The following is a 21,666-nucleotide window of genomic DNA, read 5'->3' on the forward strand; positions in this document are numbered from 1 at the left end:
GATCTCATGGCCGCCGATTGCCCGGTATCGCCGTTGATCAATCGACGGGAGGGGGTCAATCAGCGAGAGAGGATCAATCAGCGAGAGGGGGCAATCGATCAGAGAGGGGATCAATCGGCGGGATAGGCGCGCGTCTCGGCCGCCTTCACCGCCACCCAGATCTCCATGCCGGGCTCCAGGCGCAGCTGGGCCGCGGCCGCCGGCGTGATGTCGGCGGCCACCGTGATCGGCCCGTCCAGCACCACGCGCAGGTTGTCGCCGTGCCGCTGGATGTCGGCGAGCACGGCCGGCCAGGTGTTGCGCGGGCTGCCGCCGGGCTGCGCCGGGTGCAGCGCGACCGCGGCCGGCGGGAACGCCACGAACGCGTCACCGTGCACGGTGTCCGTGGTGGCGAGCGCGAACCCGTCGACGAGCGTGACCGTGTGCCCGTCGCCGCGGCCCTGGTAGAGGTTGAGCCCGACGAGCCGGGCCACGTAATCGGTACGCGGCCGGGCGGTGATCGTCGCGGCGTCGCCCTCCTGCACCACCCGGCCCTGCTCGACCACCACGAGCCGGTCGGCCAGCACCAGCGCGTCCAGCGGATCGTGGGTGACGAGTAGCGTAGCGCCCGGATGCGCGGCCAGGTGCCGCCGCAGCTCACCGCGGGTCTCCAACCGGGTACGGGCGTCCAGCGCGGCGAGCGGCTCGTCGAGCAGGAGCAGCACCGGGTCGACAGCGAGCGCCCGGGCCAGCGCCACCCGCTGCGCCTGCCCGCCGGAGAGCTGGCGCGGCTTGCGCCGGCCGAACGAGGCCAGCCCGACCCGGTCCAGCCAGCGGTCGGCGATCTCGTGGGCGGCCCGCTTGTCGACGCCGCGCCTACGCGGGCCGAACGCCACGTTGTCCCGGGCGCTGAGGTGCGGGAACAGCAGATAGTCCTGGAACACCACCCCGATCGGCCGGTCCTCCGGCGCGGCATCGCTCAGGTCCTGGCCGGCCAGGCGTACGTGCCCGCCGCTCAACGGGGTGAGCCCGGCGAGGGCGCGCAGCGCGGTGGTCTTCCCGGCGCCGTTCGGCCCGAGCAGCGCGACGGTCTCGCCGGGCGCGATGGTGAGCGCGATGTCCAGGCGGAACGTGCCGCGTTCCGCGACGAGCCGCGCGTCGAGAAGGCTCATGCCGAGGTCAGCCAGCGGTCGCGCAGCGTGGCGAGGATGGTCACCGACACGATCAGCAGGATCAGGCTGAGCACCACGGCTCCTTCCAGGTCACCGCTCTCCATGGTCTGGTAGACGGCGAGCGGCATGGTCTGGGTGATCCCCGGATAGTTTCCGGCGAACGTGATGGTGGCGCCGAACTCCCCGAGCGCCCGCGCCCAGCAGAGCACCGCCCCGGCCGCGATGCCCGGGGCGACCAGCGGCAGCGTGACGTGCGTGAACCGGGTCCAGGGCGCGGCGCCGAGGGTGGCGGCGGCCTCTTCGTACCGGGTGTCGGCGCCGCGCAGCGCGCCCTCCACCGAGATCACCAGGAACGGCAGCGCCACGAACGCCTCGGCGATCACCACCCCGGCGGTGGTGAACGGCAGCGTGATCCCGAACGTCGAGTCCAGCCATTCGCCGATCAGCCCGCGCCGGCCGAGGGCGAGCAGCAGCGCGATGCCGCCGACCACCGGCGGCAGCACCAAAGGCACCGTGACCAGCGCGCGCACCACCCGGCGTCCGGGGAACTCGACGCGGGCCAGCAGCCACGCGAGCGGCACGCCGAGCAGCAGGCAGACCCCGGTGGCGATGGTCGCGGTCACCAGCGACAGGCGCAGGGCGGTCATCACCTCCGGCTCTGCGAGCCGATCAAAAAGAGACGACCATGGGGTACGGGCCAGCAAGCCGATCAGTGGCAGCACCAGAAAGGCGAGCCCCAGCCCGGCCGGGAGAAGAAGAGCCAGGGGTACGCCCCGGCGACCGTTGGACACGATGATCAGGGTGCCTGGAATCCGGCCTCGATGAGAACCTTCGTGCCCTCGGCGGAGAGCACGTAGTCGACGAACGCCTGCCCGCCGGCCGGGTTTCTCGCGGTCTTCAGCACGGCGATCGGGTAGTCGTTCATCGCCGTCGCGGACTCCGGGAACTCGATCGCGTCGATGTCGGCGGCCGAGGCCTTCGCGTCGGTGCGGTAGACCAGGGCGGCGTCCACCTCGCCGAGCTTGACCTTGGCGAGCGCGGCCTTCACGTCCTGCTCCAGCGTGACCGGGGTGATCGTCACGCCGGCCGCCGTGGTGGCGGTTTTCGTGGCGGCGCCGCACGGCACCGCGTCGGCGCAGAGCGCGACCTTCAGGTCCGGCTTGGTCAGGTCGGTCAGCCCGGTGACGCCTTGCGGGTTGCCCTTGCCGACCGCGATGACCAGCTGGTTCCGCACGAACGTGGTGGGCGTGCCGGCGTCCGTCACGGCCTGCATGTTCTTCGGGGCGGCGGAGGCGAAGACGTCCGCCGGTGCGCCCTCGTTGATCTGGGTGGCCAGCGCCGAACTGCCGCCGAAGTTGAACGTGACGGTGCTGCCCGGGTGTGCCGACTCGAACTGCTTGCCCAGCGTGGTGAACGACTCGGTCAGGGAGGCGGCGGCGAACACGGTGACCGGGCCGCCCGCGGATCCCGGCCCGGCCGCCGCCGTGCCGGCGGAGTCGGTGGTCTCCCCGCCGCAGGCGGCCAGGCTCGAGGTGAGAAGCACGGCGAGCCCGGCCACGGCGAAACGAAGGCTATTCACGGTGAGCACTCTAGCCGCTCCGCAGATGCTGCTGAAGAATTCGTTCCGTGTCCGCAGACACCAGGGTGCCGGCGTCGGTGTCTATCGCATCTGCAAACTGTGGGTGATCTGCTCGACCTGACGGCGGATCTCCGGGATCGCGGTCGCCTCCCAGAGCCGGCCGCGCCGCAGCGGGCCGACCAGCCAGAGTCCCGGCGCGACGGCGCCGTCCACGCCGATCGCCCGGCCGCCGGTGTCGGTGTCGATGCCGAGGCCGTGCGGTCCCGGGCGGAGCAGTCCGGCGCGCAGCAGGTCCGCCACGAGCGGGCTGGCCGTGTCCGGAAGTGATCCTGGTCCGGTGCAGTTCACGACGGCGCCGTACCGCTGCGGGGCGTCGCCCTCGACGGTGACGGTCAGGCCGCCGTCCGGGTGCGGGACGATCGAGGTGAGGCGGCCGGCGCGGGTCTCCAGCAGGCCTTCCGCGCGCAGGGTGGCGACCCGGGCGGCGATCGGCGGGGCCATGCGGTGCCGGTGGACCTCCCAGAAACGGTGGCAGTGGCGGAGGAATCGCTGCTGGGCGGACGGGTCGAGGGCGGACCAGAGGGCGTCTGCTCTACCCCGTACCGAATCCATCACCGCGACCCAATCGGCGCCGGCGGCGATCTGCTCCCGGACGCGGCGCAGCAGCGGCCCCAGGGCCGCGGCAGCCGGGAGGTCGAAATCGGTCGTGGCGGGAGGGATTTCCGGCTGCGGGCGGGGCACCAGGCCGCGGCGGGAGATCGCCACGAGCGGGGTGCGGCGGCCGTTCGCGGTGAGCGTCAGCGCCACGTCGATCGCGGTCAGTCCGGTGCCGATGAGCAGCACCGGGAGGTCCGTGGGGATGGCGTCGAGCGCGCCGAAGGCCCACGGGTCGGCGACGTACTCGACGCTGCGGGCGGCCTCCGCGGTGACCGCCGCGGGACGCCGTGACGCGGGGTTGCCGACCGCGAGAATGACCTGGTCGGCATGGGTCTGGCAGCCGTTGTCGTCGGAGATCAGATAACCGCCGGGCCCGCGCTGGATCGCGGTGGCGCTGGCGAGGTGGTGTCGGAATCGGTCACCGGCGGCCTTCGTGGCCTCAGCGAACTGGTCCGCCAGATAGTCGCCGTAGAGCGACCGGGGGAGGAAGTCGGCGGGCTCGGCGGGCAGGCCGCGCTCACGGCACCAATGGACCAGGTGCAGCGGATCCGCGGAATCCACGGTCATCGCCGCGGCGCGCGAGTTGAGCACGTGCCAGGGCTCGGCCGTGCCGTAGGCGACGCCCCGGCCGGGCTGGGAATCCGGCGCGACGAGGACCGTCCGCCATGTGGGATCGGCGAGCAGGGCGCGCGTGGCTAGAGCCCCGCCGGCGCCGCCGCCGATGATCGCGACGGTTCTCGTCTGCGTGCCGGGACGGTTGCCGGGCGCCCGTCCGCGAGCGACGGTGCTGGTCACCGCTCATCCGTCCGGGTCGATGGCCGCCTGGTACAGACGCTTGACATGGTGTCCTCCCGTCGCCGTGGTTTTCCTAGAGAACCATAAAACCTATAGTTTTGGTAGGTTATTCAGCTCTGTGTCGCGGGTATGACGAAGGCTGTTAGGGCGGTGTCATGGGGGCTTCGCCATGATGATGGCATGGCTCGCGCATCTCATGATCACTCAGTCGGCCCTGGCTCGCTCATGCCCTGGTCACGGGCGCATTCGCTGGGTGGTGAGGCGGTGCGGCGATCGGGTCGAACGGTGGTCGCCCCGGCGGCGCGACCCGCCGATGTCGCGGCGGCGACCCACGCGCACGGCCGATCCAGGCGGCTTGGGCCGTGGTGCGAGATTGAAGGTCTTGACGAGAGTGTCTCTACCGGATTACGTTTCTGAAAACCTTTTCGGCGCTGTTAACAGGACGTCTGCAAGCTTCCCACCTGCAATGACCATGCCATCAGCGTCTCTGAGGGCCGACCGCCACCGAAACATGTGAACCGTCGATTCCGGCTGTCCGGGGATCGGTGGAGCTAGGGGAGTGAGCGCGCACATGACCGACAACTCCATCTCCCGCCGGCGACTGCTGCAGTACAGTGCGGCCGCCGCCGGCGCGACCCTGATCGCCGCCGGGACGCCGGCCGAGGCGCACGGCGGGACCGGTGCGCACGGCGGGGGCGGGCATCTGCCGCACGGCGGGACCCGGCCTGTCACGGTCAACGGTTTCCCCGTACCCCCATCGTGGAAGGCCGTGCCCTTCGGCCTTGACCAGGTCGATCTGCTGCCGAGCATCTTCACAGAGAAGCGGGATCGGATCCTCGCCTATGCGCGGGCGTACGACGCGGACCGGATCGTCAGTAATTTCCGGACCGCCGCGGGGCTGGACAACCGGGGCGCGCAGCCGCCGGGTGGGTGGGACGACGCGACCGGGAACCTGCGGGGGCACTACAGCGGGCATTTCATCTCGATGCTGGCGCAGGCGTGGGCGGACACCGGTGAGGCGATCTTCAAGGAGAAGCTCGACTACATCGTGACGGCGCTCAAGGAGTGCCAGGACGCGTGGACCGCGCAGGTCGGCACGCCGGGCACGCCGCCACCGCCCGCGACGTGGACCGCCGGGAAGAGCGGCGGGGGCCTGCAGCTCAGTGGCGACGGGCAGTACGTCGGCCTGCCGGACGCCACGATCGACGGCCTGACCAAGGTGACGATCGCGATGTGGGTGAAGCTGGACGAGCAGCGCACCTGGTCACGGGCGTTCGACTTCGGCACCGGCACGGCTGCCAACATGTTCCTGACGATTCACGACGGCGTCGGGCCACGGTTCGCGATCACCACCGGCGGCAGCGGCGGTGAGCAGCGGATCGGCAGCACGACCCCGCTGCCGATCAACCAGTGGGTGCATCTCGCGGTGACGCTGGACGGTCAGGTCGGCACCCTGTACGTCGACGGGCAGGCGGTCGGCACCAATCCGGCGATGACGCTGACCCCGGCGGCGCTGGGCGCTCCGAAGAACAACTGGATCGGCCGTTCACAGTACGGCGACGCGCACCTGAAGGGCGTCGTCGACGAGTTCCACCTGTTCGACCGGGCGCTGACCGCCGAGGAGATCAGCGGAGAGCTGAGGGGCAACCTCGCCTGGTACCGGTTCGACGAGACCGAGGGCACCACGGTCGCCGACGCGAGCGGCCGCGACTGGGACGCCGCAGTCATCACCGGAGTCGGGGGAGCGCCCGGTCCCAGCCACGCCGGCTTCCTCGCCGCGTACCCGGAAACGCAGTTCGTTCTTCTCGAACAACTCACGACCTATCCGGCGATCTGGGCGCCGTACTACACGTGTCACAAGATCATGCGCGGGTTGCTGGACGCGCACACGCTCGGCGGCAATGCGACGGCGCTCGATGTGGTGCGCGGGATGGGCGAGTGGGCGCACAGCCGGCTCAGTAAGTTGCCCCGTGAGCAGCTTGACCGGATGTGGGCGCTCTACATCGCGGGGGAGTACGGCGGCATGAACGAGGTGATGGTCGACCTCGCCACGCTGACCGGCAACAAGACGTTCCTGGAGACGGCGCGCTTCTTCGACAACACGAAGCTGCTCGCCGACTGCGTGGCCGATATCGACAGCCTCGACGGTAAGCACGCCAACCAGCACATCCCGCAGTTCCTCGGCTATCTGCGGCTCTACGAGAACGGCGCGGACAAGACCTATCGGACCGCCGCGGCGAACTTCTTCGACATGGTGGTGCCGCACCGGACGTACATGCATGGCGGAACCGGTCAGGGCGAGGTGTTCCGCAAGCGGGACGTGATCGCCGGCAGCATCGTCAACACCACGAACGCCGAGTCGTGCGCGGCCTACAACATGCTCAAGGTGGCCCGGAACCTGTTCTCCCACGCGCCGGACGGCCGGTTCATGGACTACTACGAGAAAGCCCTGGTCAACCAGATCCTGGCGTCGCGGCGGGACGTCGACAGCACCACGGATCCGCTCGTCACGTACATGGTCCCGGTCGGTCCGGGCGCCCGCCGCGGCTACGGCAACATCGGCACCTGCTGCGGTGGCACCGGCCTGGAGAACCACACGAAGTACCAGGACACCATCTGGTTCCGGTCGGCGAAATCGGACACGCTCTACGTCAACCTCTACATCCCGTCGACGCTGAACTGGGCCGCGAAGAAGCTCACCGTCACGCAGACCGGCGACTACCCGCGCTCCCCGGAGACGACGCTGACGATCACCGGTAGCGCCCGCCTCGACCTGCGGCTGCGCGTCCCGTCCTGGGCGGACGACGATTTCTCGGTGACGGTGAACTCCAAGATCCAGAGGGTTCGTGCGGGGCGGGACGGTTACGTCAGCCTCGACCGGCACTGGCGGTCCGGGGACACGATCACGGTGAGTTCCCCGTACCGGTTGCACGTCGAGCGCGCCCTGGACGACCCGTCGTTGCAGGCGCTGCTCTACGGTCCGCTCGCCCTGGTCGCCAAGTCGACGAGCACCGACTACCTGCCGATGTCCTGGTACTCGTCCCTGCCGCTGACCGGTGACCTGGCCGGCGTCGTCAAGCCCGGCACACGGCCGAATACGTTCACCGCGGGAGACGTCCCGTTCGAGCCGTTCTACATCGGTGACACGGCCGCCTACCACGCGTACTTCCGCCGCCAGGAGCCGACGATCGTCTTCGCCGGCGTCGACTCGGGCGTCCCGAACCGGGCCGGCGACGACGGAACCACGTTCCTCGACGAGCTGTGGTCGCGGGCCCCGTTCCGTTCCAAGCGCGAGTTCCAGCGGGCGGTTTCGGACACGGCTCGCAGGTGGGAGCGCGCCGGACTGCTCAGCCGGGAGGAGGCCGCCGCGGTGCGAAAGGCCGCGGCCTGACAGGGAGGGGCGCCCTCACGAGGGGCGCCCCTCGCCGCGCTCACCGCATCAGTGGCGACGGGTGTCCGGAGGTGTTGCCGCGCTGAGGCAGGATGGGCCCGGTGAAACGGCTGCTGGCCCTGCTTCTCGTGCCGCTCGTCCTGTCCGCCTGCGGCGCGCCGGGAGAAGGCGCGGCAGGAGAAGCCGCGGCGGGAGAAGCCGCGCCGGAGTCGGCCGAGCGCGCGCCGGGCGTTCCCTATGCGACCTATCCGGAGATCGGGACGCCCGGCCGCCCGGGCCAGGCTGATCACGCGAAGCCGCCGGTGGCCGTCACCTGCCCGCCCTCCGGCGCCGAACTGTGGTTCGGCGAGACCAACGCGGCGATGGGCCTGCGAGCGGTGACCCTGTTCATCGCCAACTGCGGCGACACGACGATTCGCCTCGACGGCTACCCCGCGGTCCGGCCGCTCGACGAGGACAGGAACCCCGTCGCGGTACGGATCACCCACCGTACCGCCGAGATCTCCGCCTCCCTGGAACACTTCGACGTCTCGCCGCGCCGCATCGACCTGCGTCCCGGCGACGAGGCCGCGGCCCCCTTCGCGTGGCGCAACACCTATGACGACATCACGAACCCGCCGGTCACCGTCCCCCTGATCGAAGTCGGACAGCCGGCGCAGCGCGTCATCCTCGACGCGCCGTTCGACCTGGGCAGCACCGGCCGTCTCGGCGTCGGCCCGTGGCAGCCCGTCGAGCCGGCGCCCAGGCCCACCCGGACCGGCGGCGGCACCATCAGCGAGCCGCCGGAGCTACCCCTGCTCTGACGCGACCCGGGCGAGCCGGTCCAGCGAGGCCCGCAGGTTGTCCGCGGTCGTGGACCGGGCCCTCGGGAGGCGGCGCTCGTCGGTGAGGTTCGTCCAGTCGTACGTGTGGGTGACCAGCGTGCGGCCGTCGTCGAGCGGCTCGAGTTCCCATCGCCACAGGTGGCCGGGCGGTGTCTGGCCGGGCTCGGCGGGCGTCCACGCGACGCGGCGGCCCTCGACGAACTCGACCACGTGGTTCTCCCGTACCTTGCCGCTGGTGTTCGTCATGACGAACATGTCCCCGCGGCTGCGGATCCGCTGGCCGGCGGCGGCCTGCGACAGGTTGTCGTTGCCGTCCCAGCGCGGCTGCTGCGACGGGTCGGCGATCAGTTCGAAGATTTCCGGGGCGGCGGCCGCGATCTCGCGACTCGCGCTGACGACACGTTCGGTCATTCCCCCATCCAACACGATGTCACTAGAGTCCAGGTGATCACCGTCGAGCTCGCCACTGTGGAGATCCGATGAGCGTCCTTCAGTCACTTCTTTCCGGAATCAGCGGTGGCACGATCGAGGTGGTCGACCTCACCGCGCCGCTCTCCAGCAGCACGCCGATCCTGCAGCTGCCGCCGCCGTTCGCGAACACGATCCCGTTCCGGCTGGAGGAGATCAGCCGCTACGACGACCGGGGTCCCGGCTGGTACTGGAACGACATCCACACCGGCGAGCACACCGGTACGCACTTCGACGCGCCGGTGCACTGGGCGACCGGGCGGGACGGCGACGACGTGTCGCAGGTTCCGCTGACCCGGCTGATCGCCCCCGCCGTGGTGATCGACGTGACCGGAGAAGCCAGCAAGAATCCGGATTTCCTGCTCGAGGTGGAGCACGTCCGCGCCTGGGAAGCCGAGCACGGGCCGCTCCCGCAGGGTGGCTGGCTGCTGCTGCGCACCGGCTGGGACGCGCGCTCGGGTGACCAGGAGGCGTTCCTCAACGCGAACGAGACCGGCCCGCACACCCCGGGCGTCTCGGTGGAGTGCGCCAAGTGGCTGGCCGAGGAGGCGCCGGTCATCGGCATCGGCGTGGAGACGGTCGGCACCGACGCGGGGGCCGCGCACTCGTTCGACCCGGCGTTCCCGTGCCACTCGTATCTGCTCGGGGCGAACAAATACGGCCTCACTCAGTTGCGCAACCTGGACACCCTGCCGGCCACCGGCGCCGTGGTGATCGCGCCGCCCCTGCCGATCACGGGCGGTTCGGGCAGTCCGGTCCGAGTGCTGGCCCTCGTCGAACGGTGAGGGACAGCACGGGTACGTCGGCTGACGGCGCGTTTGCGGGCGGCGCGGTCGCGGTGGGCACCGTCGCTGACGTCGTCGGGGCGGCCCTTGTCCGGCTGGGAGCCGATCACGTCTTCGGCGTGGTCGGCAGCGGCAACTTCCACGTCACGAACGCGCTGGTCAAGCACGGTGCGCGGTTCGTCGCGACCCGGCACGAGGGCGGCGCCGCGACCGCTGCCGACGCCTACTCCCGGCTCACCGGGCGCCCCGGCGTGGTCACGGTTCATCAGGGTTGCGGGCTCACCAACGCCATGACCGGAATTGCCGAGGCGGCGAAGAGCCGTACCCCGATGATCGTCGTCGCTGCGGAGCCGGCGGCGAGCGCGCGGCTGTCGAACTTCCGGGTGGACCAGGAAGCGCTGGCGCGAGCGGTCGGCGCGGCCAGTGAGCGGGTGCACGGTCCGGCGACGGCGGTGTCCGATACCGCACGGGCGTGGCGGCTCGCTGTGGCGGAGCGGCGCACCGTCGTACTCAATCTGCCTATCGATGTTCAAGCCGCGTCCGCCGAGTTCACTGACCCGCCGGCGGCGCCGTCGATCGAGCCGCCGCGTGCGTCGGACGCTGCGGTGACGGCGCTCGCCGACCTGCTCGCCAACGCGCAGCGACCGGTTTTCATCGCGGGTCGGGGAGCGTTGCACGCGCGCGCCGAACTGGAGACCCTGGCCGCCCGGTGCGGTGCGTTGCTGGCCACGTCGGCGGTCGCGAAGGGCCTTTTCGCCGGCAACGACTGGAACCTGGACGTCTCCGGAGGTTTCGCCACTCCGCTCGCCGCCGAACTGATCTCCTCCGCGGACGTCGTGGTCGCCTGGGGCGCCTCGCTGAACATGTGGACCAGCCGCCACGGCAAGCTGATCAACCCGGCCGCCACCGTCGTCCAGGTCGATATCGATCAGTCGTCGCTCGGCGCGCACCGCCCGGTTCACCTGGGCGTGGTCAGCGACGCGAGGCTCTGCGCCGTCGCGGTCACGCCGCGCTCACGCGCGCCACTCCCGGTTTCCGGACCGATTCGGTACGGGGTGAGCTCCACGCCCGCCGCCGCTGGCGTGACGAGCCGTTCACCGACGACGGCACCGCCGCGCACATCGACCCGCGAACACTCAGCATCGCCCTCGACGACCTGCTCCCGCCGGAACGCGTGGTGGCCGTCGACTCGGGTAACTTCATGGGCTACCCGTCGATGTTCCTGTCCGTTCCCGATCACCGAGGGTTCTGTTTCACGCAGGCCTTCCAGTCGATCGGTCTCGGACTCGCCACCGCGCTCGGCGCCGCCCTGGCCCACCCCGGCCGGACCCCGGTCGCGGCGTGCGGCGACGGCGGTTTCCTGATGGGCATGGCCGAACTCGACACCATCCGCCGGCTCGGTCTCGGCATGCTGATCGTGATCTACAACGACGAGGCGTACGGCGCTGAAGTGCACCATTTCGGGCCGGGCGGCGATCCGCTGGACACGGTCGTCTTCCCGGAGACCGACCTGGCGGCGATCGCTCGCGGTCACGGGTGCGAGGCCGTGACGGTGAGGTCGGTGGATGATCTGGGTCCGGTGCGGGGGTGGCTGGCCGGTCCGCGCGAGGTCCCCATGGTGATCGACGCAAAGGTGACCCGGGACCGCCCGTCGTGGTGGCTGGAGGAGGCGTTCCAGGGCCACTGACGGGGTGAGATCGTCGCGGGTCCGAGCGCGCCCGAATCCGAGCCGTAGCGGACGCAGGTTTCCGGCCGGCCCGACCTGCGCCAGCTACGGCGGGGCGGTCCGAGCCGTAGTCCGTGCCGGCTTCCGGGCCGTTTGAGCTGCGTGGGCTACGGCTCGCGTGCGCTCCGCGCTCCCGGGGCGCCCCAACGCCGTGCCTCCCGCGCCGCCCGTGCCTCCCGTGCCGCCCGTGCCGCCCGCGCCGCCCGTGCCTCCCGTGCCTCCCGCGCCGCCCGTGCTTCCCGCGCCGCCCGTGCCGCCCGCGCCGCCCCGCCGTGCTCTCGCCGCGCCGCTCTGCCTCCGCGCCTCCCCCGCCGGGTGGCGGGGGTGGTGGGGCCGGGTGGCGGGGTTGTGGTGGAGGGGCGGAGGGTGTTCGCTGACCGCCGCCCGACGGACCTTGGGGGCATGATCTTGAACGGCGGCGACGAGGAGGCGTTCCGGGACTTCGTGTCGAGCCGGATGGACGGGTGGCGGCGCGCCGCCTACGCCTTCTGCGGCAACTGGCACACCGCCGAGGACCTGGTCTCGATCACGCTGACGAAGGTCCTGAGGCACTGGGCGACCGTCGCGGCCACCGGCAATCCGGACTCCTACGTGCGGCGGATCCTGATCCGGACCGCCATCGACGAGCACCGCCGCACCTGGCGGGAGAGCCCGATGGGGATCCTGCCGGAGCAGCCCAGCGAGAGTCGCGGGCCGCAGGCCGTCGTCGACCGGCAGGCGATGGTCGGCATGCTGCGGACGCTGTCGCCGGCGAAACGGGAGGTCGTGGTGCTGCGTTACGTCTATGACCTCTCGGTCGAGGAGACCGCGGCCCGGCTCGGATGTTCGTCCGGAACCGTAAAGAGTCAGACCGCTCGGGCCCTGGCGGCGCTGCGGGTACACCTGAAATAAATTCAGGCATGCGTGGAGCGGGGCGGGAGCGGCAGAACATCATCTACCGGGCCGGTGTGCTGGGTCGGCGGCCGGCGGTGCCGACCGATTTCGCGGAGCTGGAGCGGCGGGCGCGCAAGGCGAGCAGCGCGGCCGGCTGGGCCTATGTCGCCGGTGGCGCGGGGGAGGGGCGCACGATGCGCAACAACCGCGCCGCGTTCGACAGGTGGGCGATCGTGCCGCGGATGCTGCGTGACGTGGCGGACCGGGACATGTCCCGTGAGCTGCTCGGCACCCGTCTGCCGGCGCCGCTGCTGCTCGCCCCGATCGGCGCCGGTCAGCTGATCGCCGCGGACGCCGACCTGCACACGGCACGGGCCGCCGCCGCGGCCGGTGTGCCCTACATCTTCACCAATCAGGGTGGCACGCCGATGGAGGAGACGGCGGCCGCGATGGGTGCGGCGCCGCGGTGGGTTCAGCTTTACTGGAGTACGGACGAAGCGCTGGTCGACAGCCTGATCGCCCGCGCCGAGGCGGTGCAGGCGGGCGCTCTCGTGATCACGCTGGACACCACGGTGCTCGGCTGGCGGCCGCAGGACCTGAATCTCGGATCCCTGCCGTTCGCGAAGGGGCTGGGGATCGCCCAGTACACCTCCGACCCGCGATTCCACGATCTCGTGACCAGCCGCGCACGGGAAGGGACGAACAAAAGCGTGGAGATCACGCTGGGCGCCATCCGCTCCCTGATCGAGATCACCCGCAATCACCCCGGGAAGTTCCTCGCCAACCTGCGCAGCCCGCGCCCTCGCGCCTCCGTCGAGACTTTCCTCGACATCTACTCCAACCCCCGCCTGAGCTGGGATCACATCGCCACCTTGCGGACCCGTACCCGATTGCCGATTGTTTTGAAGGGCATCCTGCACCCCGACGACGCCCGGCGCGCCGTCGACGAGGGCGTCGACGCGATCGTGGTGTCCAACCACGGCGGCCGCCAGGTGGACAACGCCATAGCCTCGCTCGACGCCCTGGTGCGTGTCCGCGACGCGGTCGGCCCGGAGCCGACGATCCTGATGGACAGCGGCATCCGTACCGGCGCTGATGTGTTCGTGGCGCTCGCGCTCGGCGCCGACGCGGTGCTGCTCGGCCGGCCGTACATGTACGGGCTCGCGATCGCCGGTCAGCGCGGCGTCGAGGAGGTGATCGCGAACGTGATCGCCGAGCTGGACCTCACGATGGCGCTCTCCGGCGTGCAGAACCTCTCCGAGATCACCCGGGATGTGCTCGTGCCGCAGGGCACACTGAGCGCATGACCAATCACGTGTACCGGCTCAGTGAAGTCGTGGGCAGCAGCCCGGACAGTGTCGAGGACGCCATCCGCACCGCCATCGCGAAGGCGTCGCGGACCGTGCGCAACATCGAGTGGTTCGAGACCAAGGAGATCCGCGGGCAGGTGGTGGACGGCGACGTCGCCCACTTCCAGGTGCGGCTGAAGATCGGTTTCCGGGTCGAGGACTGAGTCCTACTGCCCGACGCGGTCGCCGTGCGGGCCGAACAGGTGCAGGATCTCGGCGGGCTTGTCGTCGGCCGGTCCGAACCAGTGCGGCTCGCTCGCGTCGAAATCGGCGACGTCGCCCGGCCGTAACAGCCGTTCCGTGTCGCCGAGCAGCAGGCGGACCGTCCCGGCCAGCACATAGAACCAGGCATGACCGGCATGGCTCACGCGCACCGGCTGGTCCGGCGACGGCCCGAGGATCTGCTTGAAAACCTGCAACCTTCCCGGGTACGTCGTGAGCGGCACCACCACGGCGTTCAACCGTGTCCGGGTGTCCGCCCGGTGCGGCGTCAGATGCGCGCGGGGGTCCCCGGTCGGCGGGGCGCCGATCAGGTGATCGAGGGCCAGCCGGTAGACCCGGGCCAGGGGGATCAGCAGGTCCAGCGTGGGCCGCCGCTTGCCGGACTCGAGCCGGGACAGCACGCTGACCGACAGCCCGGTCGCCTCGGCGAGGTCGGTCAGCAGCAGGCCGCGGTCCTGACGGATCCGGCGCAGCCGCGGTCCGATGCCGTCGAGCAGCTCTTCCACGTCATCGTCCACCCGACCAGTTTGCGGTTTCCGCAAGTTCGCTGGTCGGGTGGGGTTGACGACCGTGACGATCGTCAACCATGAAGGAGACACGTCCCTGGCTGGTGCTGGCGATCTGCTGCACGAGCATCTTCCTGGTCGGCATGGACACGACCGTGGTCAACATCGCGCTCCCGTCGATCGGGGCGGATCTGGGCCTCGACACCGCCCGGCTGCAGTGGGTCGTCGACGCGTACACATTGGTCCTCGCCAGCCTTTTGATCACCTCGGGTGCGCTGGCCGACAGGCTCGGCCGGCGCCGGGTCTTCCGGATCGGTCTGGTGCTGTTCGCGATCGGCTCGGCCGCCTGCGCCCTCGCGCCGAGCGCCGGGACGCTGGTGGCGGCCCGGGTGATCCAGGGCGTCGGCGGCTCGATGCTCAGCCCGGTCGCGCTCGCCATCGTGGTCAGCGCGATCACCGACGCGCGGCAGCGGGCGCAGGCGATCGGCGTGTGGGCGGCGGTGTTCGGGCTGAGCATGGCGGCCGGGCCGGTGCTCGGCGGGCTGCTGACCGGAGGGCTGGGCTGGCGCACGGTGTTCTGGGCGAACCTGCCGATCATCGCGGTGGTGCTGGTCCTGACCGTCTTCTACGTGCCCGAGTCCCGGTCGCCGCAGGCGCGCTCACTGGACGTTCCCGGACAGTTGCTGCTGATCGCGATGGTCGGCGGGACGGTCGCGGCGCTCATCGAGGGGCCGCTGTTCTGGTGGGTCGCCGGCATCGCCACCGTGCTGTTCCTCCGGGTCGAGTTGTCGCGGGCCGAGCCGCTGATGGACCTGGCGCTGTTCCGGCGGCCGGCGTTCGTGGCGGCGGTCGGCAGCGCGGTGCTGATGTTCCTGGCGCTGAGTGTGACGCTGCTGCTGGGAAGCCTCTATCTGCAGCTCGCGCGGGGGATGAGCCCACTCGTGGCGGGGCTGACCACGTTGCCGATGGCGGTGGCGGCGACGGTTCTCGCCCCGTACTCGGGGCATCTGACCGGTCGGATCGGACCGCGCCTGCCGCTGCGGCTCGCCGGGATCTTCACGTTCGCCGGTGGAGTGATCCTGATCGGACTCGGCGACCGGACGGGTGTGCCGGTGCTGCTGCTCGCCTATCTGCTGCTCGGTGTGGGAATCGGGTTCGCGAACGCGCCGATCACGAACACCGCGGTCAGCGGCCTGCCGCCGTCGCGCTCCGGCGTGGCCGGCGGGATCGCCTCCACATCGAGGCAGGTGGGGACGGCGCTCGGGGTGGCGCTGGCGGGCGTGGTGATCGGCCACGTGGCGCCGTCCGGGGTGGCTCTCGGTGACGTCGCGCCGGACGTGCTGGCCGCGGCGACCCGGCCGGGCTGGGTCCTGGTCGCCGGATGTGGCCTGGTGGTGGCTTTGGCCGCCAGGCTGGCTCCGGTCGCGGAGCGGGCTCCGGTCGCGGCCGCTCCGGCGTCGGCACCGGCGGCGGAGTCGCGCCCCAGCCGGTGACGAATCGGTCGCTGGGGCAACGGTCCACGGCAGCGGGCTCGCGGAGATTCGTCGTTCAGCAGCGGTCGTTTGCTGCCGATCGGGTAAACGTGAACCGCGCGCAGATCACCGATCAGCTCGCTGCCCGCGGGTGGAGTAGCCGTGAGCGAACCACCAGCGGGCAGCGCCCGGTGATCGCGGCCCTGATCGAGGCCGGTTGGGCGACGCCGGGTTGCGGACTGGCCTGGAAGCAGCCGAACGCCGCCGGCCGGGGCCGGCTGAGCCAGCGACAGGGGAAGCAGCTGGAGACATCACGGACCCGGCTGGTCACCTGTCCGGCGCCGCATGCCGCATCGGGTCGCTGAGAGATCGTCTCGTGATGGTTGACACGGTGAGCGAGGCCGACTCGGCGGGGCCGATAGGGCTGTTACGCGACAAGAGGATGCGCCGGCATCTGCTGATAAGCGCCAGTGTCCTTGTTGCCGCGCTGGCGACGTTCCTGCCTCTCTGGTCGCTGACCAGCAGTAACTTCGACGAGGTCGAACATCGTGACGCCGTCCGGCAGGCGGCAGGGTTGCAGGCGGCGTTGAACGCCCAGGCGCAACGGCTGATCGACTTCGGGATCACCAACTCGGTGTGGACCGGCGCGGTCGACGTGATCCGTACCGGCGACTCCGACATGGCGCTGACGAACTTCCCGCCCCACCTGATCGGCGGCGCCTACCATTTCGCCGGACTGATCGCGGTGAACCGGGCCGGGCGGATCCGCGGCGGCGGCCTGGTCGTCGGCGGTGTTTATCAGCGCCTGCCCGGTCAGTTCCCCGAGGCGCCGATCCTGCAACTCATGTGGCAACCCGACGCCGCCGCGGGGACACCGGCGTGCGGTCTGGTCACCGTCGCCCGGGAACCGCACCTGTACTGCGGATTCCCCGCCTACCACACCCACGGCAAAGGCAACAGCAACGGCGGCTTGATCATGCTGAAACCGGTCGACGCCGCCCTGCTCGCCACACTGTCCGAGGCAGCCGACGCCCAGGTGTATCTGAGCACGGACCCCGGAAGGGCCCAGGTAACGCACGGGGAACTTCCCACTCTGCTCGGCCCGATGACGGTCAACACCGACCTTTCCGGACACGCCATGACCGCCCACGCCGTCGTCACCGGCGTCGACGGGCAGATCGTCAGGCTGCACGCCGTCCGGGACCGGCCCATGCGCGAGATGGCCTCCACCACCTTGAGCATGATGTTGCTGGCCGCTGCGGGATTCACCATCGTCATCGTCGTGTTGATGATCGTGTTGGTGCGCAGCAGTGTCCAGGTACAGATCGGCCCACTGCGGCACACCACCGAGAGGATCATGAACTCCGGTGACCTGAGCTTGCGTGTGCCGGCCCTCGGCCGGGGCCACATCGCCGGGCTCGGCAGAACCATCAACGCGATGTTGGGCGCCCTGCAACAACAGGAGCAGCAGATCGTCCAAGCCCATAAACGGGAGGAGCAGCAGCTGAACAACCGCCGGCTGGAAGGTCTCGGCCAACTCGCCGGTGGCGTCGCCCACGACTTCAACAACATCCTGGCGGTGATCAGCAACTACGCAGAAATGATCTCCGAGACCCTCGACTCGCCAGTACCGGATCCGCAGGACCTGGCCGACGCACGTAAAGACATCGGCCAGATCAGCCGCGCCGCCGAGCGCGCCGCCCGGCTGACCAAACAACTACTCGCCTTCGGCCGCCGCGACATCACCCAGGTGGAGGTCCTCGACCTCAACCACGTCATCGGCGACATCGAACCCATGCTGCACCGCACCATCGGCGAGCACATCCACCTGGTCACGAGCCTGGACCCACAGCTGTGGCACACTCAAGCCGACGTCGGCCAGCTCGAGCAGATTCTGCTCAACCTCGTGGCCAACGCCCGTGACGCGATGCCTGGCGGTGGCACGCTGTCCATCGAGACCAGCAACGCCGAGCTCGGCGAATACGACGTCCGCGACGGCTCGCCCCTGCAGGCCGGACGTTACGTCCGGGTACGCGTCAGCGACACCGGCAGCGGCATGCCACCCGAAGTCATCGAACGCGCCTTCGAACCCTTTTACACCACCAAACCGAAAGGCTCCGGCACCGGCCTCGGACTCGCCACCGTGCACGGCATCGTCGCCGCAGCCGGCGGCGACGTGAACCTCTCCTCCGACAGCGGCATCGGCACCACCGTCACCGTCACCCTGCCCGCCGTCGACACGCCGGCGGACACCCTCACACCCGACACCGGCAAACCCGTCGAACCGGTCACCGGTCGCCCGCCGCACGAGACCATCCTGATGGTCGAAGACGAGGGCGACCTGCGAGTCATCACCGGCCGCATCCTCACCCGCGCCGGCTACCACGTGCTCACCGCCCGCGGCGGCGAACAAGCCCTCCACCTTGCCCAAACCCACCCAGGCCCCATCGACCTGCTGCTCACTGACGTGATCATGCCGGAGATGACCGGCAACCAGGTAGCCGCCCGCGTCGAAGCGCTCCGGCCCGGCATCCCGGTGCTCTACATGTCCGGCTACGCCGAACCCGTCCTGGCCGAGAACGGCACACTTCCCGAAGGTGTCACCATCATCGAGAAACCCTTCACCAGCAAGGAACTACTCGACCACATCAGCACCCGCCTCCACCGAGCCGACAGGCTGCCGGGGCCCGCAAACGGCTCCTTCGTCAACCAGTGAAGGCGCTGTCGACGGGCGAGGCCCGGTGGACGACGAGCGGCTGCGGTGGCGGCGGACGGCGTTGCGGTAGTGCAGGTGCCAGCCGCCGGACACGACTGGCGCGTTCACCGCGTCCTGGCTGCTGCTGGCCGGGCTGGCCGGAGCGGCGTTGGCCGGCTCGGCGGGAAAGCCGCCGGGGTCATGATTCCGGAAACGTCCGCGTGATCAGCGCCGCCCTACCTATGGTGGTGCGGTGCTGACCCGTGCTGTCCTCGTCCCGTTCCTGGCGGCCGCCCTGCTCGGCGGATCGGCGACCGCCGCGGTGGCCGTTCCCGCGCCGCCGCCGCTGCTGCAGGGCTGGCTGGTCACCGAGCGCAACCCGGCTCGCTGCCTGACCGGCGGGCCGATCGGCACGGTCCTGTTCACGTCCCCGTGCAAGGCCGGTGATCAGGCGCAGGACTTCTTCCAGACCAGTGAGGGCCGGTTCACCGCGAACGGGAACTGCGTGCAGCCGGTCGGCTCGCGGCTGCGGGTGACGGCCTGCACGTTCACCGGCGACCAGGACTGGTGGTTCACCGGCACGCTGCGGGCCGGGCGGAACGGCAGATGCGTCACCGAGGTCGCCATCGACCGGGGCGGGGTGGGTACGGTCCGGCTCCGCGAGTGCAGCGAGAAGCCGAACCGGAAGTGGCGCAACCACACCCCGTGGTGACGGTCGTCAGGCGCGTCCGCTGATCAGGAACTGCATCTGCACCTCGTGACCGGGCGATACCCCGTACCTCTGATCGAGGTCGTAGATGGTGGTCAGCGGGGTGACCTTGATGTCCTTCAGGCCACCGGCGGCGAGAACCAGGGCGGTCTCGTCGATCGACTTGGCGGTGGCGAGCGGCAGCAGCGACCGCACCTCCTCGTCGTAGAACGCGGTGACGCCCGGCTGGGTCTGTTCGTCGAGACCGTCCGGGAACCAGGTGCTGTCGACCATGGCGACCAGGCCGCCGGGACGCAGCAGGCGGATCCAGTTCGCGACGGCGGTGCCGGGCTCGCGCAGCGTCCACGTCACGTAGCGGCCGACGACGGCGTCGAAGCCGGCGTCCGGGAAGTCCGGCGCGACGGCGTCGCCGAGCCGGAAATCGGGCGCGTTCGTCACCTCGGCGGCGTGGCGGCGGGCCTGCTCCAGCATCCCCTCGGACAGATCGATTCCGGTCACCCGGTGGCCGAGGCCGGCCACCGACATGGCCACGTGCCCGCTGCCGGTGCCGATGTCGAGCACGTCCAGCGGCGCGGGCGGCAGGGCCTGCTTCCAGATCTCCGCCCAGGCCGCCCGGTCGTCGTCGAGCCGTTCCGCCCGCTGCTGGTAGGCGTCGTAGGCGGGCGCCCGTCCGGTCCAGTAGGCGTTGATGCGGTCCTGCGCGGTCATGCGGAGATCTCCTCGTGCTCGTGCTCGTGCTCGTTTTCGTGCAGCGGGTGGAACAGCAGGTGCAGCGAACCCTCGATCTCCAGCCGCCGGATGCCGATGCCGTAGACCGGTTCGAGGATCTCCGGCCGCAGCACGTCGCTCACCTCGCCGGCCGCGACCACCGCGCCCTGGCCGAGCAGCACCAGGTCGTCGCAGTACCGGGCGGCCAGGTTCAGGTCGTGCAGCACCACCACCGCACAGGTGCCGAGGCCGCGGACCAGGCGCAGGATCTCGTGCTGATAGCGGATGTCCAGGTGGTTGGTGGGTTCGTCGAGGAGCAGGTGGGTGGCCTGCTGGGCGAGCGCCCGGGCGATCAGCACCCGCTGCCGCTCGCCGCCGGACAGTCCCGCGAACGAGCGGGCCGCCAGGTGGGTTGCACCGACCCGATCCAGGCAGCGGGCGGCCACCTCGTGATCGGTGGCGCCGGTGCGCTGGAACGTCGACAGGTGCGGGCCACGGCCGAGCAGCACCATCTCGGCGACGGTCAGCGCGGTCTCGCCGCCGGACTCCTGCACCACGACGGCCATCCGGCGGGCGGCCTCGCGCGGGTTCAGCGCGCCGAGCGCGTCGCCGTCGACGGTGACCGTGCCGGTCGGGCTGCGCAGCGCGCCGTGCAGCAGCCGCAGCAGGGTGGTCTTGCCGCTGCCGTTCGGGCCGATCAGGCCGAGCACCCGGCCGGGCCGGGCGGTCACGCCGACGCCGTCGATGACCGGGTTCGCGCCGTAGCGCCAGGAGACTCCGGCGGCTTCGATCATGAGAAGCGCTGCACGATCTTCTCGAGGCCGTCGACGGCGAGCGGGGACGGCGGCTCGGTGAAGTTGAACAGCTGCGGCATGACGTCGCCGTTCGCGACGGCCTTGAGCTTGTCGGCACCGGGCAGCCCGGTGACGGCCTGCTCGACGGCCTTGGGGTCGCCGTCGCTGTAGAGCAGGATCAGCACGTCGGGGTTGCGGCCGAGCAGCTCCTCGAGGGTCACCTCGAAGACGCGCTCCTTGCTGTCGCCGAACACGTTGGTGAACCCGGCCGCCTCCAGCTGCGGCTGCGCCATGCTCGTGGACCCGTAGGCGTAGGTCACGCCGCCGCCGACGGTCGGATAGAGGACCGCAGCCGTACGTACCGTGGACGGCTTTTGAATCTTGGCGAGACGCTCCCGGAGCTGGGTGATCGCGGCGGTGGCCTCAGTCTCGCGGTCGAAGACCGTGCCGTAGGACTCCATCTGCCGGTAGACGCTGTCGAAGCTGGGGACCTCGGTGGCGCCGGGGCACATCGCCGGTTCCTCCAGCAGCGGGATGTCGACCGCGTCGAGGGTCTCCCGGGACAGGTTGTCGACCTGGCCGAGCACCAGGTCGGGCTGCTGGCTGATCACGACCTCTTTGGAGATCTGCAGGTGGCCGCTGGTGTCGGTCTTGTCGGTGAGCAGCGGGATCTTGTCGATCTCGGCCTGGGTGGCGCCGTCGTAGTAGTCCTTCGGGTACTGGCCGGCCCGGGCGGTGACCCGGTCCATGACGCCGAGCGAGTGCAGGTACGGCACGGCGGCGCTCTTGAGCATGACCACGCGCTCCGGGGCCTTGTCGAAGACCACCTCGGCCCCGCAGTTGGTCAGCTTCAGCGGGTACTGGCCGCCGGCGGGTTCGATGCTCGCCTCGGGGTCGACGCAGGCGGCGGTGAGGAGCAGGAGCATCGCCGCAGCAGTGATCATCCGCATGGGGGTGTGCCT

The 21,666-nt window shown here is 70.6% G+C and carries 19 protein-coding genes and 1 pseudogene; 11 read left to right on the top strand and 9 right to left on the bottom strand.

Annotation, left to right across the window (positions count from 1 at the left end):
- Positions 1-110 precede the first annotated feature (110 nt).
- The 4 genes from AMIS_RS12295 to AMIS_RS12310 all read right to left on the bottom strand — a co-directional run bounded on the left by AMIS_RS12295 (position 111) and on the right by AMIS_RS12310 (position 4,182).
- Positions 111-1,151 (bottom strand): ABC transporter ATP-binding protein, encoded by a 1,041-nt coding sequence (locus tag AMIS_RS12295; RefSeq protein ID WP_014442602.1) that lies wholly within the window; start codon positions 1,149-1,151, stop codon positions 111-113.
- Entirely contained in the window at positions 1,148-1,942 is a 795-nt protein-coding gene (locus AMIS_RS12300) for an ABC transporter permease (protein WP_014442603.1), read from the bottom strand. Before AMIS_RS12300 ends, AMIS_RS12295 begins: the two co-directional genes overlap by 4 nt.
- Positions 1,943-1,947: 5 nt before the next feature.
- Entirely contained in the window at positions 1,948-2,694 is a 747-nt protein-coding gene (gene modA, locus AMIS_RS12305; RefSeq protein ID WP_386932675.1) for a molybdate ABC transporter substrate-binding protein, read from the bottom strand.
- A gap of 117 nt (positions 2,695-2,811) precedes the next feature.
- Positions 2,812-4,182, bottom strand: a complete 1,371-nt coding sequence (locus AMIS_RS12310) for an FAD/NAD(P)-binding protein (RefSeq protein WP_014442605.1) — start codon at positions 4,180-4,182, stop codon at positions 2,812-2,814.
- 571 nt (positions 4,183-4,753) lie between these two features.
- Here AMIS_RS12310 and AMIS_RS12315 point away from each other — a divergent pair.
- Both AMIS_RS12315 and AMIS_RS40445 read left to right on the top strand, forming a co-directional pair.
- Positions 4,754-7,573, top strand: a complete 2,820-nt coding sequence (locus tag AMIS_RS12315) for a beta-L-arabinofuranosidase domain-containing protein (RefSeq protein WP_014442606.1) — start codon at positions 4,754-4,756, stop codon at positions 7,571-7,573.
- A gap of 101 nt (positions 7,574-7,674) precedes the next feature.
- The gene (locus tag AMIS_RS40445) at positions 7,675-8,376 is read left to right on the top strand and encodes a DUF4232 domain-containing protein (RefSeq protein WP_051041933.1); all 702 of its coding nucleotides are present in this window, start codon (positions 7,675-7,677) and stop codon (positions 8,374-8,376) included.
- Here the strand turns inward: AMIS_RS40445 and AMIS_RS12325 are convergent.
- Positions 8,362-8,808, bottom strand: a complete 447-nt coding sequence (locus AMIS_RS12325) for an SRPBCC family protein (protein ID WP_014442608.1) — start codon at positions 8,806-8,808, stop codon at positions 8,362-8,364. The two genes, AMIS_RS40445 and AMIS_RS12325, sit on opposite strands and share 15 nt — an antisense overlap.
- A 68-nt stretch (positions 8,809-8,876) precedes the next feature.
- Between AMIS_RS12325 and AMIS_RS12330 the strand changes: the two genes are divergently transcribed.
- From AMIS_RS12330 to AMIS_RS12350, 6 genes and pseudogenes are all read left to right on the top strand, one after another.
- Positions 8,877-9,650: a cyclase family protein gene (locus AMIS_RS12330; protein WP_014442609.1), complete on the top strand. Its 774-nt coding sequence runs from the start codon at positions 8,877-8,879 to the stop codon at positions 9,648-9,650.
- Between the two features lie 119 nt (positions 9,651-9,769).
- Positions 9,770-10,582: pseudogene (locus tag AMIS_RS44060) on the top strand (thiamine pyrophosphate-binding protein); the annotation flags it as partial.
- 284 nt (positions 10,583-10,866) lie between these two features.
- Complete coding sequence (locus AMIS_RS43645; protein WP_231859291.1) at positions 10,867-11,337, top strand: thiamine pyrophosphate-dependent enzyme; 471 nt, start codon at positions 10,867-10,869, stop codon at positions 11,335-11,337.
- A gap of 441 nt (positions 11,338-11,778) precedes the next feature.
- The gene (locus tag AMIS_RS12340; protein ID WP_014442612.1) at positions 11,779-12,267 is read left to right on the top strand and encodes a SigE family RNA polymerase sigma factor; all 489 of its coding nucleotides are present in this window, start codon (positions 11,779-11,781) and stop codon (positions 12,265-12,267) included.
- Between the two features lie 8 nt (positions 12,268-12,275).
- The gene (locus AMIS_RS12345; RefSeq protein ID WP_014442613.1) at positions 12,276-13,556 is read left to right on the top strand and encodes an alpha-hydroxy-acid oxidizing protein; all 1,281 of its coding nucleotides are present in this window, start codon (positions 12,276-12,278) and stop codon (positions 13,554-13,556) included.
- A complete protein-coding gene (locus AMIS_RS12350) occupies positions 13,553-13,762 on the top strand; it encodes a dodecin (RefSeq protein WP_014442614.1) in 210 nt (69 codons plus the stop codon). Before AMIS_RS12345 ends, AMIS_RS12350 begins: the two co-directional genes overlap by 4 nt.
- 3 nt (positions 13,763-13,765) lie before the next feature.
- Here the strand turns inward: AMIS_RS12350 and AMIS_RS12355 are convergent, their stop codons facing one another.
- A complete protein-coding gene (locus AMIS_RS12355) occupies positions 13,766-14,338 on the bottom strand; it encodes a helix-turn-helix domain-containing protein (protein WP_014442615.1) in 573 nt (190 codons plus the stop codon).
- A gap of 68 nt (positions 14,339-14,406) precedes the next feature.
- Here AMIS_RS12355 and AMIS_RS12360 point away from each other — a divergent pair, with 68 nt between their 5' ends.
- The 3 genes from AMIS_RS12360 (at position 14,407) to AMIS_RS12375 (ending at position 19,205) form a co-directional block, all read left to right on the top strand.
- Positions 14,407-15,819 (top strand): MFS transporter, encoded by a 1,413-nt coding sequence (locus AMIS_RS12360; protein ID WP_014442616.1) that lies wholly within the window; start codon positions 14,407-14,409, stop codon positions 15,817-15,819.
- Positions 15,820-16,189: 370 nt separating this feature from the next.
- The gene (locus AMIS_RS40450; RefSeq protein WP_172666581.1) at positions 16,190-18,514 is read left to right on the top strand and encodes an ATP-binding protein; all 2,325 of its coding nucleotides are present in this window, start codon (positions 16,190-16,192) and stop codon (positions 18,512-18,514) included.
- A 232-nt stretch (positions 18,515-18,746) separates the two neighbouring features.
- The gene (locus AMIS_RS12375) at positions 18,747-19,205 is read left to right on the top strand and encodes an RICIN domain-containing protein (protein ID WP_014442619.1); all 459 of its coding nucleotides are present in this window, start codon (positions 18,747-18,749) and stop codon (positions 19,203-19,205) included.
- A 6-nt stretch (positions 19,206-19,211) separates the two neighbouring features.
- Here the strand turns inward: AMIS_RS12375 and AMIS_RS12380 are convergent, their stop codons facing one another.
- From AMIS_RS12380 to AMIS_RS12390, 3 genes are read right to left on the bottom strand one after another with little or no spacing between them, the layout of a single operon-like run.
- Positions 19,212-19,910: a class I SAM-dependent methyltransferase gene (locus tag AMIS_RS12380; RefSeq protein ID WP_014442620.1), complete on the bottom strand. Its 699-nt coding sequence runs from the start codon at positions 19,908-19,910 to the stop codon at positions 19,212-19,214.
- On the bottom strand, positions 19,907-20,704 hold the full coding sequence (locus AMIS_RS12385) for an ABC transporter ATP-binding protein (protein ID WP_014442621.1): 798 nt from the start codon (positions 20,702-20,704) through the stop codon (positions 19,907-19,909). The genes AMIS_RS12380 and AMIS_RS12385 overlap by 4 nt, the downstream gene beginning before the upstream one ends.
- Complete coding sequence (locus AMIS_RS12390) at positions 20,701-21,648, bottom strand: ABC transporter substrate-binding protein (RefSeq protein ID WP_197538006.1); 948 nt, start codon at positions 21,646-21,648, stop codon at positions 20,701-20,703. Before AMIS_RS12390 ends, AMIS_RS12385 begins: the two co-directional genes overlap by 4 nt.
- Positions 21,649-21,666 lie beyond the last annotated feature (18 nt).

The organism is Actinoplanes missouriensis 431 (assembly GCF_000284295.1).
In the GTDB taxonomy this organism is placed as follows: Bacteria; Actinomycetota; Actinomycetes; order Mycobacteriales; family Micromonosporaceae; genus Actinoplanes; species Actinoplanes missouriensis.

What these genes read in the sequence shown, in the direction of transcription:
- AMIS_RS12315 (WP_014442606.1), top strand. Translation starts at nt 4,754, where the DNA reads ATGACCGACAACTCCATCTCCCGCCGGCGACTGCTGCAGTACAGTGCG.
- AMIS_RS43645 (WP_231859291.1), top strand. Translation starts at nt 10,867, where the DNA reads ATGTTCCTGTCCGTTCCCGATCACCGAGGGTTCTGTTTCACGCAGGCC.
- AMIS_RS12385 (WP_014442621.1), bottom strand. Translation starts at nt 20,704, where the DNA reads ATGATCGAAGCCGCCGGAGTCTCCTGGCGCTACGGCGCGAACCCGGTC.
- AMIS_RS12345 (WP_014442613.1), top strand. Translation starts at nt 12,276, where the DNA reads ATGCGTGGAGCGGGGCGGGAGCGGCAGAACATCATCTACCGGGCCGGT.
- AMIS_RS12360 (WP_014442616.1), top strand. Translation starts at nt 14,407, where the DNA reads ATGAAGGAGACACGTCCCTGGCTGGTGCTGGCGATCTGCTGCACGAGC.
- AMIS_RS12390 (WP_197538006.1), bottom strand. Translation starts at nt 21,648, where the DNA reads ATGATCACTGCTGCGGCGATGCTCCTGCTCCTCACCGCCGCCTGCGTC.
- AMIS_RS12350 (WP_014442614.1), top strand. Translation starts at nt 13,553, where the DNA reads ATGACCAATCACGTGTACCGGCTCAGTGAAGTCGTGGGCAGCAGCCCG.
- AMIS_RS12330 (WP_014442609.1), top strand. Translation starts at nt 8,877, where the DNA reads ATGAGCGTCCTTCAGTCACTTCTTTCCGGAATCAGCGGTGGCACGATC.
- AMIS_RS12295 (WP_014442602.1), bottom strand. Translation starts at nt 1,151, where the DNA reads ATGAGCCTTCTCGACGCGCGGCTCGTCGCGGAACGCGGCACGTTCCGC.
- AMIS_RS12380 (WP_014442620.1), bottom strand. Translation starts at nt 19,910, where the DNA reads ATGACCGCGCAGGACCGCATCAACGCCTACTGGACCGGACGGGCGCCC.
- AMIS_RS12340 (WP_014442612.1), top strand. Translation starts at nt 11,779, where the DNA reads ATGATCTTGAACGGCGGCGACGAGGAGGCGTTCCGGGACTTCGTGTCG.
- AMIS_RS12325 (WP_014442608.1), bottom strand. Translation starts at nt 8,808, where the DNA reads ATGACCGAACGTGTCGTCAGCGCGAGTCGCGAGATCGCGGCCGCCGCC.